Genomic DNA, 12,505 nt, shown 5'->3' with positions numbered 1-12,505 from the left:
TTACAAAATTTATAAATTTACCTCTTTAACTTTCGCTTTTTATTTCTAGGCTTTGATCTAAACAGCGGCTCGGTCTTTGGTTTTGGCCTTGTTTCATAGTGTGTGTTATAACATTTTAGTAGCTCTTGTCCGCACTTTTCACATGTAGTTTCACCTATATTATAAAATTTCATGCAGTCAGGACACCACATGCCCTCTAGCCTTTGCACGACTGGTGGCTCTTTTCTAAAAGTCATCCAAAAACCATAGATGCTTAGCACCAAAAATCCAAATGCTGGTAGCAAGTATAAATAACCAGTATCATCGAATTTAAAAAACTTCTCACCTACTTTTACATTTTTGTTAGCTAGCATAGAGATACAGTAAAGTAAGCACATAAATCCTATAAAAAAGCCACCAATGCGGTTAAATATCTATTTATCCTGTTCTAATTGTATATAGTTTATAAAATCTCCAATCCTAGATTTTAATGCAAAATAACTATCTTTTATCTGTTCACTAGGGTCACTTATAGCCCAACCTATACCACCAGCAATCGTAGTTTCAGGCAATCCAGAAGGAGCATAGCTATTTATAAAATCGCTAAATTTTCTTTCTCCAATAGATATTATTTCTTCTGGATTCTTTACATAATAAAATTTAGGACTTTCATTCACTCTGATATTGCTTTTATTTAAAGAGTTTTTACCTATTAACGTTAAACCATTATTCCCTAACTCGTATCTATTGCCAAATGTTACAAAGTCATTTTTAGCAAAATCATTACCCACTTTTCGCACCTGTCTTACAATAGGGTTGCCAGTAACATTATTAACACCAATTTTTATAAACTCTTTACCAGAAATATTAATAGTATCTACCACTGTATATGGAGATAGTCTTGTTGCTATCCCTAGTATAGCCTCATTACCTGCATCTTTTACCATTTTAGCCATCTTGCCTGTCTTTGAAGCTATAGCTGCCCCACCAAACAGTGTACCTAATGCTCCAGTATCTCTTGCAGTTACACTCTCATAGTCACCTAATACTATATCTAGTTCACCCTTATCTAAGCCATTTTTAATTGCACTTGGTAGAGCAGATATTATATCTGGAGTATTACGCAATATAGTGTCACCTGTTTTTACAGGGTTGCTTACTAGATAATAAACTCCCGTTATTGTATCTTTTACAAGATTTATTCCACCTTTTGCAAACCCTGTTGTAAAGTTTGCTATATCATTACTAAGCTTTGTATCTACTTTTAAATTTTTGTCATAAAATTCTCTATTGTTAGTAAAACTATCTAGATAGATATACCTATCCTCATATTGCTTCTTATCTGGATTAAAAGCATTTGTATTATCTAGAGTTGTATTGTAAAAGCTACTTTGCTTTATGAAATTTGTTGCTAGTTCTATATTGTAAAGATCATTTGAGCTTAGGCTTTGTCTATAAGTTTCATTAAATGATTTATCTGTTAAAGACACTGCTGCTTTTGCTAAGATAGATTTTGCTTCATCATCGCTATAAATTTTATTTGTTGTGGTTTGTAGCTTTGATTTAAAGCTTTCTATATTGTTTTTATTGTTTATAAAGTCTATCTCTCTTTGATGAAGCTGCCTATTATAAGTATCTGCACTTGTGGTTATTTTATAGCCTGTGTTTGCTCCTTTATCGCCATTAGCTATACCTCCAGCTATTATTCCTATTAGCTGGGATGCTAATAGGCGTTTGTTGTTATAGGCTTCTATCTCTGCTATTTGTTAAATAATTTCTAGAGTTATATATTTTTAAATCAAGGGCTTATGAGTTAAGGCTATGCAACAACATCTGCTATAAGATTATTAACTGTGATAGTCATTTTTTATTCGATTTCCTAAAAAGACAAAGCCCAAGCTCGTCTTTCTTTGCAAAATTCTTTTCCCGACAATATAACCCAGCCTAAAACCCTCTCTGGTTTGTCATCTTTGTTGGTTAGATAGCCGTAACGGCATCCTTTTGGTCTTTCAAATTCGTATATATACCTATCTTCGCTATAAACCCTTTTATTGTTTTGTGCAAGTAAAATATTTGGATTTCCAATATTAGCCTTCAATGTTTCTTTAAACACCTCATAGCTTGGCTCACCTATATAGCAACCACTACATCCAATCAGAGTGATTATAAATAATATAAAATTTCTAAATTTCATCTGTTCTCTTTCGCTTTGTTTAAAACTTCTCTTCTGGCATCTTTGCTTACTTTTTTTACATCTTTATAAATTTGTATATCTGACAAATGTCCTTGGATAAATGGTGCTGCTGCAAATGGTGCGGCAGGAACTAAAAGCAAACCACTTGCTATATTTACCAAGCTTCCATTATCTTTTAGATATGTGATTCCATTTATATTTTCATAGTTCCAGCTAGACATAAAGTCATGTGGTCCTGCAAAGTGTTCTATAGCATGGTCTGCCAAAGAACCTTTTTCATAGCTTTTTCCAAACAACATCCTAGCTCCTGTTTGTGAACCACCAGTAGGTGCAACTATTGGTTTCTTTTCGAGTATTCCATTATTATAAATTTTTTCAAAGTGACTACCTCCTATTTTAACACCATCTCCTCTTACACCAACACTTTGTGTATCATCTGGCACTATTTCTCCATTTTTACCAGCATAATTATAATTTTCCTTTACATGCTTTCTCATCTGAAGGGAAGCATCGCTCATAATAGATAGCGCAACACCCGTTAAAAAGCCCTTTTTAAACTCTCCTCCATTTATATCAGAGCTTATGCCCTGAAGCGTTCCGTTTATAGTAGCATTTTTTACATAATCTGAAAAATCCATATTCTGTGTTAGGGCATTTGTTCCCAAGGCGGCACCAGCATAAGATAGCACCCCTGCACTAATGGCTGATTTAGCTAGGGATGATGCATCAAATTTAACCTTACCATGAGATAAGAGGTTGTTTGTTAGTTGGACTGTTGAGTTTGCTATGACAGCTGTTGTCATAGCTGATATGGCTAAACCTGCGGTTGAGCTAGCTGCTGCTGCACTACCTAGAACACCTGCTGCTACCGCACCACCAGCTCCTGCTGTTAGAAATGTAACGATGGCTGTTATTATTAGCGCTCCCATTCCACTAAGAGTAGTTGTCTTATCTTCCCACTCTTTAGAATCTAAAACTGCTTTTACTTGATTTATCGTCTCTTCGTCTATTGGAGTATCTGAGTTTGATCTTAACTCTCTTATAACTCCCTCTTTAAATTCCTCTGAGTTTAAAGAGTCATTTATCGCTTTAAATGTTGTAGCATCTAGCTTATTAGTTATATCCTTGCCATTTAGTGTAAATTTATCTTTTACCTTGATGATAGCTGGTATCTCTACCTCTTCTATCTTGCCTTTATTTTTTACAGTAGCTGTTAAAACTCCTGCGTTGTTACTTAGGCTTGTATTTACAGATGTGCTCTTTGCTGAGACTAAATTTAAAAGCTTTGTATTTACATCTACATTAGTAGCTTCTATGATAGAAGCTAGGGCGTTTATGGTATTTGAGTTTAGACTTATATCTTTTGCTGATAGTGTGCTTATGGCAAGATTATAGTTTGAGCTGCTCTCTTCGCCATTTGACTTCATTAGATCGCCAAAGCCTGAGTCTTTAAATTTAGATGAGCTCTCTAAGCTATATGATGCTGGTAGTAAATTTATACTATCAGCTTTTATATCTAAGCTCTCATCTGCGATGATATTTGAGCCTGAAAGCGTAGTATCTTGGTTTGAAGCTATGTTTATGTTTTTGGCGTTTAAATTTGAGCTAACAACCTCTTCATTTGTTGAGCTTGCTGACGCGCTTTGCTTGCCAAGGATCTTTCTTGTTATAGATTCTGATTTGGCATTAGAGATGCTATTTGTCGATGAAATTTCTACCGCTTCATTAGCTTTTAAACTTAAGTTCTCTTTAGCATCTACATTTGAAGCAACTATGTTTATATCTTTATTGGCATTGATATTTATATTTTTGCCAGCTTTTATATTAGAACTCTTGGCTTCTTGGCTATTGCTTTCAAATTTGGCAGATGTTTTTCCTATTACAAATGTAGGTGTGCTAAGTGAGCTAAATTTATCTTTTGCTTCTTTTAGAGGGTTTAGCTTTCTTTTTAGATCTACAACGATATCTTTTAGCACTTCATTAGGCTTTAAGATACCTACTCTGCTACTCTTATGCTCCTCTTTATGGTAGCTTTCATCATTTGTGTTTGATATAGCTATAAGCTCTGCGTTTAAATTTATATCTTTTTGAGAGTTTAGGTTTGCACCTTTTAGGCTAAGAGCACTTTTGGCATTTAAATTTATATCACTTCCTGAGTCTATAGTGCTATAAACTGCCTTTTTATTGCCATTTGCCACAAGGTCAAAGCTACTCTTATAAAAGGCATTTGGATTTAAAGATATTTTGCTCTTTTTAGAAGAGTGTGAGCTAGCCTCTACGTTGTGGCCGTTTTCAAAGAGGATATTGTTGTTTGAGTTTAAATTTATATCTTTGTCTGATTTTAGTTTAGATGATACTAGATAGATATCGTTAGCTGAGTTTAAATTTATATTATTGCCTGATTTTAGGCTAGTGCTTACTACCTCTGAGCTTATGGCGCTATCTATGGTTTGCTTTTTAGAAAGGAGCGATTTAGAGCTATTTATAGCGGTTGCCTCGCTAGTGTTTGACTGTGCTGCTAGTATGATGTCACTAGCATTTAAATTTATATCTTTTAGTGCGTTTAGATGAGACGATGAGACTAAAAGAGCATTTTTAGCATTTAAATTTATATCGCTATTAGCGTTTAAATTTGCAGCGCTTACTCTTTTTACACTCTCATCAAATTTCATCCCTTTAGAGCTTACGTGATGAGTGTAGCTAAACTCATCTGCTTTTATCTCTATATCATTGCCTGAGTTTAAATTTATATCTCCACTCGCATCTAAATTTGAGCCAGAGACTTTTATATCATTGCCAGCTTGTAAATTTATATCGTTTGTAGCCTCTAGGTTAGAGACTTTGCTAAACTGAGATTTGCTTTGATCTAAATTTATATTATTCTTTGCATTTAAGCTTAGATTTTTAGATTTTAGATCAGAGCTATCTATCTCTATATCATTAGCCGCAATGTTAGCATCGCCGCTAGTTGATAGCTCAGCGCCTTTTAGCTTTATCTTTTTATCCGCATTTAAATTTAGACTATCAGCCACTACGCTGCCAGCTAGGCTTATGTTGCCTTTGGCGTCTAGGTCTATGTTGTTAGCCATTACTAGAGCTGAGGCTTTTACGTTTTTATCTTTGGCCTCTTTTTTAAATTTACTTATGCTCTCATTTCTTGCTTCATATAAGCCATCAAGAATATTTGCTATATAAGCAGAGTTTATGCTATCAAGGCTGTAGTAGTATCCTTGGTTTTTCACCCTTCTATTTAGGTTTTTGATGATTGGGCTATTAAATATTGGCTCAGAGAATTTATCCAGATCAACATTTACTAGCTTTATATCATCATTTAGTGCGTAGCTTGAAAAGTCTTGTGTGCTTCCTACTATGTTATTGCCCGCTGCAAATACCGCTGGCAAGCCAACATCTGTGTATGAGAAACTGAAAACTTTTCCTGTTCCGCCCTTAGTTTTCCATCCTCCACCTCTATACCATTTCTTTTTCTCTTTCCATTTATAAACGCTATAGCTATTTACATTGTTATTTAGCATTAGAGCTATGTTTTCTACATTATCGCTATTTAGCTTTAGATCTCCTCCAGCATATATAACACTCTTATCGTTTAAGACATCATTTACATTTAAATTTATATCATTGTTAGCTATTATGCTACCTGGGATAAAATTTGCCTTATCATCTTCATTTAGCACATCTTTAACTATGCTATATGTGATAGTTCTTTTTTGTTCATTATTCTTTGCTCTACTAGTATCTACTAATGCTTCATTTGTATCATAGTCTAGTCTTAGGTTGTGAAATATCTTTTGGCTAGTGCCAACTAGATGCGAGTCTTTGTGTAAATTTAGTGCATATAGAGCGCTATCTTTATTTATAGCCTCTTTTAACACTAGCTCATTTACCTCGTTTTCATCTAGCTCACTTATATCTTTGCCTAGCTTCTTAGCTAGTTTCGCACTTATTTTTTCTTTTAGTTCTTTTAAATTTACACCAAGCTTATATCTATTTACACCCTCTTTTTTTAGGTGCATAGTGCCTTGTTTGTGCACTGTATCCACCCTAGCTTGCGAGCTTGAGTTATTTACCAGCTTTTTAGCCTCTACATTTATATCTTTAGCATAAATTTGGCTTGAAGTATTTACCAAAGTGTCTGCTTTTATATTAAGGCTCTCTTTGGCTGCTATTAGCGCTTCATCTTTGTTTGTTATAGTCTTTGCCTCTATCTTAGCATCTTTGTTAGAAGCGATCGCGCCAGCATTAACTATATCACCATCAAGGCTTATCTCTATGTTGTTATTTGCTATAACTAGGCCGTTATTATTTACGCCTACGCCATTACTTGTGCCGACTAGTTTGATTTTATTAGCATACATACCGCCAAGTGCGCTACTATCTAGGCTAAAGCTGTTTTCTTGGTTTTTAGTTTTTACGTCGTTATATAGCTTGCCGCTACTTGAGCCAACCGCCTTTTCACCGATGATATTTAGCTCATTTGCGTGGATATTTGAGTTTAAATTTACAGCATTTGAGATGACGTTTGTGTAGTCGCTACTCTTATCGTTTAGGCCGTCCCCTACGATATCGATAGAGTTATTAGATATTAGCTCTATCTCTTTAGGGCTTAGTTTATTGATACTACCTGTTGTTAGTGTGAGTGAGCGAGAGTTGATCATATTTAGACCATCTACGCTTATGCCATTTGGGTTTGCTATGACCACATCAGCCCTGCTTCCAGCAACCTCTAAATTTCCTTTTAGAGATGATTTTTCAGCTGAATTTACTTTGTTGATAATAAGGCTTGCCTCTTTATTTAGCCTATAGTTTGCATCTATCTGGCCAGCTATCTTTGTATCTATGTTTTTATTAGAGTTATTAAGGATAGTGCCAGTGGTTGGCGTATTAAACCTGCTATATTCATTTATAGAGACGCCCTTGCTATCAGGGTTTGTGATGTTTATTATTAGCGTCTCATTAGGAGCTTTTAGTATATCAGGGCGGTTACTAGCGCCTGGGTCAGCTATGATACTTGGCTCATTTGCTAATGCTGGTGAAGTGGCAAGTAGCAAAGAGAGACTTACGTAGAAATTTAAGCCTATGGTTAAAAGGCTAGGCTTTTGTGCATTTGAAATTTGGTTGTTCTTTAGCATATTTTATCCTTAAAATTCGTAGCTTATGATGAAATTTACATTTGTTGATTTAGTTTCAAAGCTCTTTGGTTTATAAAGAGGTTTAGAGACAGATATGTCGTAGCTTAGGTTGTTGTAGGCTTTTATGCTGCCTCTTAGACCTATGGCGTATCCTGCAAGAGTGTTTTTATCCTTTATGCCGCTACTTGGGGCTCTTACCACGCCAGCGTCAAGCCCTGCATAGATAGAGTTGCTCTTATAGTAGTTATATGAGAGGGTATTTCTTACGCTTACTCCGTGGTTTCCAACAAGTGAGCTCTCCCCGTCAAATCCTCTAACACTGTAGTATCCACCGATACTAAATTTATCCTGCAAGCTTAGTTTATTTAGTCCATATCTTGCGTTGATATTTAGATCATAGCTTAGTGGGAGTTCAAATTTATATTTGTAGTTTAGGTTTAAATTTATTAGAGCAAACCTAGATGTAGCCTCTCCGCTATCTTCTAGTGGATCAGGCTGTGAGTTAAATATACCAGTGCCCTTTTTGTAAGCTAGCTTGGCGCTAAAAGCTTGATTATATGAGTTGTAGCTTGTTTTTACGCCTACCTCATATCCAGCATTTCTTCTAGCTTGGTTATCTAGCTCGTAGTCCTCTAGATAGTTTTTATTTTTTCTCTTAAATAGCTTTACATAGGCGCTATTTTTGAAATTTGAGTCCCTATAAAATGTATAAGCAAGGCTTAGTGAATCACTCTCGCTTCTACCTTTATATGTGTAGAGGTTGTAGGCTGCATTTATGATCTGGGCGTAGTCATATTTGCTCTTTTCATACTCAAGCATGAAATAGCCAAATGGGATACTAAAGCCGTAATAGTAGTTATTTGAAGCTCCGTGATCACTTGCACCATTAAATTTATTTGTAACTTTATATTTTTTAAGTACATCCTTGCCTCGTGAGAAGCTAAAAATTTCGTTAAATCCAAGTAAATTTAGGGTGCTTAAATTTACCATTGCTTGATATTTACCGCTTTGTTTTGAGCCAAGGTTATCAAGGCTGATGGCAGCTTTTAGTGGGAAGCTATCAACCCTAGTGATCACTATGTTTGAAAAGCTGGCTCTATTTGAAGGTAAGAATTTAATACTAACATCATTTTTCGAGACGTTTTGCAGTGACTCAAGAGCCTGCTCGATATCTCTTATATTTGCTACTTTATTTTTATGAGAGTACTCACCAAATGCGCTAAATAGGCTCGCTCTATTTCTTTGGCTATCAAGCTCGTTTATGCTTATATCATCTATTAAGCCAAGATTTATGACAAACTCTAACTTTGCATCTTTTAGACTCTTTGTAACTAAGCTAGCACTTGAAGTGATATAGCCACTTTTTATTATCTCGTTGTTAAAAGAGTTTATGATCAGATTGATAGAGTTTTTGCCAAGACAGCTGCCTGATTTAAAATCAAGCTTGTTTAAGCTAGCCTCTAAAATAGAGTTAAATTTAGAGTAGTTTGTATTATAAGCTTTTCTTATTATAGCCTCATCAGCACCACTACTAGCATTAAAGCTAGCTACTTCGTTCTCACTAAGAAGTGAAATTTTATCTATTTTAAAGCATGGGGTTTCGTTTAAATTTAGCTTACCTTCTGAAGCTATTTTTTCGTTAAGCAAATTTATGTTGGAGCTTTCGTTAAAAGAGCTTGCCATATTCGCCCTAATCTCTTCGTTGTTTAACTCATTTTTTAGATTAGTCTCATTAGCAAGTAGCGCAGCACACACTATGCCTAAAGATAAGAGAGTTCTCATCTCAACCTTCCTTGGAAATAACTATAAAGTTATATTTTTTAAAATAATTTAGTGACATTATAAAGGATATAATCTTAATATAATATTAAAATATAATTAGAAAAAAGAATTTTTATACAAAATATTTCATAAATGAAACTTTTTAGATATATAAATGGCAAAGGTAAATTTATTTTGATTTATTATCTTGTATGTAAAAATTTAATTTTATATTGACAATGATTATTATTTTGATATAATTGCGCAACTGATTTTATTTCGTAATTTCAGTGACTAAACTATTTTTATAGTAAAGCTATTTTTATAAATTTAATAAAATAAATTTGGTTTTGATTACTAAATTTTTTTAAAAATTAGCAAAATTTAGATATATAAAAATTTAACAATATTTTTGTGACATATATTAGAAATAGAAAAATAGACATTTTAATCTGAAAGGATAGGTAATGAATAAGCATTTATTTGCACTTTTGGCTTTGGCGGCATTTAGCAGTCACTCTTTGGCTCACGAATTTTGGCTTTTTGGAAGCAGCAAGGACGTAACTAGCGTTGATATCGGCTACGCAGATGACTTCCCAACTGTTGAAAAGATACCAGATAATAGGATCGCCCTATTTGAAGCCCCATACATTATAAACAAAAATGGCGAGAAACTTAGCCTAAAACAAAGCGGCGAAAACTACCACTATGAAAGGGCCAAACTAGAAGACGGCTCATACCTTATAGCTGGCGAGTATAAGCCTACGTTTTGGACAAAAGCAAGCGATGATACATGGCACATGGGCAAAACCAAAGAGGACATCAAGGATGCCAAATACTGCAAAAAAGCGAGCATGAGCGCAAAAGGCATCATAAATAAAAACGCAAAAGATGGCTCAGTCACAAAGCCTTCACAGCAGCGCTTAGAGATAGTCCCACTTGACAATCCAGCAAATTTCAAAGTTGGCGTGCCGTTTAAAGTTAAAATTCTATTTGAGGGCAAACCTTTAGAAAATGCTACGCTTGATGGAACATTTGACGGATTTTTAAAAGAAAAAAGCGCATTTCACGGCCAAACTGAGCCAGACGGCACGATAGAGGTGCTTGCACTTAAACCTGGAAAATGGCTGCTACAAACAGTGCATAAAATGCCGTTTGCTGACTCAAAAATTTGCGATGACGAGACGATTGCTGCAACACTTGCATTTGAGCTAAAATAGATCAAATTTAAGATCAAGCAAGTTTTCATCTTAAATTTATAAAAGGGCGTAGTCAAATGCGCCCTACTCTTTTACCTTATAAGTCAAATTTATCAAGATAAAAATCAGCAAATTTATCAAATTTATGTTGCGGCTAAATTTTAAAATTTATGTATTTCTAAAAGATTTAATAACTCAGCAGTCATGATTTCATCATTATTTGTAATCTCTAAAATTTTATAAATTGTTGATCCGTTTTTGCCTAAAACCTTTTACAAAACTCAAGCAACTCGTTATTAAAACAAGTTTTTAAAGCTTTGGCAAAGAATTTTGAGATTTTGGATACAGTATTTCAATATAATTTCTGCTACCTAAATATCAAAATTACTTCACATATTAGCAAGCAATCAAGAAAATATCATAATCCATAGATGTAAAAATTTAATGATAACAATACACAATTCATTTTACTGTGAAAAACGAGTGCCCCATTGCTTTCTATATGTGCAACTCTGGTAGTTTTTAACACAAATTCACCTTTCATAAAATAGAAAGACATTTTAAACATTTTTTAGTCAAATTTATTGCACTAGCAGTAAATTTTTCAAAATTTGAGTTAAATTTAGAAGAAAAATGGTGACCCATACGAGACTCGAACTCGTGTTACCAACGTGAGAGGCTGGTGTCCTAACCGCTAGACGAATGGGCCAAAAGATGGTGCCCCGTGTAGGTCTCGAACCTACGACCCCATCATTAAGAGTGATATGCTCTACCAACTGAGCTAACGAGGCAAGATTAAATATCAATAACAAAGTGTTATCTTAGAACTTATAATCTTAAAATTTAATTTGATCACTCAAAAAAAACAAGAAAAAATAGAATCAAGAACCTTAACCTAAGGTTTAGTAGATGGCGCAGCGGACGGGGCTCGAACCCGCGACCTCCGCCGTGACAGGGCGGCATTCTAACCAACTGAACTACCGCTGCACCTAAAAGTAATGGTGGTCGCTATAAGACTCGAACTTATGACATCCACCTTGTAAGGGTGGCGCTCTACCAACTGAGCTAAGCGACCTAAAATTTAAAATATCTGGCGACCCTTAGAGGATTTGAACCTCTGTTCCTACACAGAGAAAGTAGAGTCCTGAGCCACTAGACGAAAGGGTCATAAACCCAAAAAATGGTGTCCTGCGTTGGATTCGAACCAACGGCCCCCTCATTAAAAGTGAGATGCTCTACCGACTGAGCTAGCAAGACATGATTATTTAAAAAAGAATTGAGATTATACAAAAAACATTATTATATGTCAAGAAAAAATTAAATTTTAAATCAAATTAAAGCTATTTTGTCCGCTATTTCTAAGCGAAAAATATAAAATTTTATTTTTAAATATTCTAAATTTAAAGCTAAAATTTCTTATAAATTTAAACCATTTTTACTTTATAATCCAATAAGCAAAACACAACCAAGCACACAATCCGCTTAGTGGCAAATTTAATTCTTGCCTAAAAATCTTACCGCCATTTTTCTTGCTTTTTCTATCTTTTCAGAGTCTTGATTTTGTACTGCGCTAGAAGATATCCACTTTTTACCAAATAAATTTTGAGCCGCTTCTATCATAACTGCGCAGGTGTATAGCTCTTTTTCGATAGAAATGCCTTGCAAAAATGCGGCTTTTGTTTTAGCGCGCAAGACCTCTTGGCTAACTCTGTGAAACGACATCTGCATAAGGCTAGCTGCCGCCCATGCTCTGCAAAGGCTATCTTTGCTACCAAGCATCTCGCTTATTAAAATTTCTATTTGCTCTAACGTGCCAACCCAGCCAAGCGCTATTATAAGCTTGCGGCGTAAGGCATCATTTACCTCCAAAAAAGAGGTGATTTGAGGAACGAGGCGGTCACAAAACGCGGTGTAAAAATCTCTATGCTTAGATTTAGTGAGAATTTGCGCTATAAGACAGATGGTTTCTATTTTTAGTTTTTGATCGCTCTTTTTGGCTAAGCGCTCAAATAAAAACTCCAGCCCAGCGCCTCCATGCCTATCAAAGCTGCTTTCTAAATTTAGCTGCCCGCCCTCTTGCCACTCTTTGCAAATGAGCTCATAGTGATATGCTATCTCGTCACTTGCGCCTAAATTTGCTATAAATTTGATCCTTTTGCCATCAGGAAAATTTTCTTTTTCTAACTCCAGATACTCTTTTTCAAGATCATTTAAACTTAGCACTA

7 protein-coding genes and 6 tRNA genes are annotated in these 12,505 nt (G+C 34.9%); 1 reads left to right on the top strand and 12 read right to left on the bottom strand.

Annotated features, from left to right (window positions below; genetic code table 11):
• Positions 1 to 17: 17 nt before the first annotated feature.
• The 5 genes from CCS77_RS01200 to CCS77_RS01180 form a co-directional block, all read right to left on the bottom strand.
• A complete protein-coding gene (locus CCS77_RS01200) occupies positions 18 to 377 on the bottom strand; it encodes a hypothetical protein (protein ID WP_107916326.1) in 360 nt (119 codons plus the stop codon).
• Between the two features lie 36 nt (positions 378 to 413).
• Complete coding sequence (locus tag CCS77_RS10450; RefSeq protein WP_201741719.1) at positions 414 to 1,469, bottom strand: hypothetical protein; 1,056 nt, start codon at positions 1,467 to 1,469, stop codon at positions 414 to 416.
• A 389-nt stretch (positions 1,470 to 1,858) separates the two neighbouring features.
• Positions 1,859 to 2,173: a hypothetical protein gene (locus CCS77_RS01190; RefSeq protein ID WP_012000876.1), complete on the bottom strand. Its 315-nt coding sequence runs from the start codon at positions 2,171 to 2,173 to the stop codon at positions 1,859 to 1,861.
• On the bottom strand, positions 2,170 to 7,320 hold the full coding sequence (locus CCS77_RS01185) for a hemagglutinin repeat-containing protein (protein ID WP_107916325.1): 5,151 nt from the start codon (positions 7,318 to 7,320) through the stop codon (positions 2,170 to 2,172). Before CCS77_RS01185 ends, CCS77_RS01190 begins: the two co-directional genes overlap by 4 nt.
• A 9-nt stretch (positions 7,321 to 7,329) precedes the next feature.
• On the bottom strand, positions 7,330 to 9,102 hold the full coding sequence (locus CCS77_RS01180) for a ShlB/FhaC/HecB family hemolysin secretion/activation protein (RefSeq protein WP_107916324.1): 1,773 nt from the start codon (positions 9,100 to 9,102) through the stop codon (positions 7,330 to 7,332).
• A 446-nt stretch (positions 9,103 to 9,548) separates the two neighbouring features.
• Between CCS77_RS01180 and CCS77_RS01175 the strand changes: the two genes are divergently transcribed.
• A complete protein-coding gene (locus CCS77_RS01175) occupies positions 9,549 to 10,301 on the top strand; it encodes a DUF4198 domain-containing protein (RefSeq protein WP_107916323.1) in 753 nt (250 codons plus the stop codon).
• A 613-nt stretch (positions 10,302 to 10,914) separates the two neighbouring features.
• Here CCS77_RS01175 and CCS77_RS01170 read toward each other — a convergent pair.
• From CCS77_RS01170 to CCS77_RS01140, 7 genes are all read right to left on the bottom strand, one after another.
• A tRNA-Glu gene (locus CCS77_RS01170) sits at positions 10,915 to 10,989 on the bottom strand.
• A gap of 6 nt (positions 10,990 to 10,995) precedes the next feature.
• Positions 10,996 to 11,071: transfer RNA gene (locus CCS77_RS01165), tRNA-Lys, on the bottom strand.
• A 119-nt stretch (positions 11,072 to 11,190) separates the two neighbouring features.
• Positions 11,191 to 11,267: transfer RNA gene (locus tag CCS77_RS01160), tRNA-Asp, on the bottom strand.
• A gap of 12 nt (positions 11,268 to 11,279) precedes the next feature.
• Positions 11,280 to 11,355, bottom strand: a tRNA-Val gene (locus CCS77_RS01155).
• Between the two features lie 16 nt (positions 11,356 to 11,371).
• A tRNA-Glu gene (locus CCS77_RS01150) sits at positions 11,372 to 11,447 on the bottom strand.
• A 14-nt stretch (positions 11,448 to 11,461) separates the two neighbouring features.
• Positions 11,462 to 11,537, bottom strand: a tRNA-Lys gene (locus tag CCS77_RS01145).
• A 237-nt stretch (positions 11,538 to 11,774) separates the two neighbouring features.
• Positions 11,775 to 12,503, bottom strand: coding sequence for a HEAT repeat domain-containing protein (locus tag CCS77_RS01140; RefSeq protein ID WP_107916322.1), 729 nt, complete (start codon positions 12,501 to 12,503; stop codon positions 11,775 to 11,777).
• Positions 12,504 to 12,505: the final 2 nt, after the last annotated feature.

Source organism: Campylobacter concisus, assembly GCF_003048375.1.
Classification (GTDB): domain Bacteria; phylum Campylobacterota; class Campylobacteria; order Campylobacterales; family Campylobacteraceae; genus Campylobacter_A; species Campylobacter_A concisus_T.
This window is presented reverse-complemented; position numbering and strand designations above follow the sequence as displayed.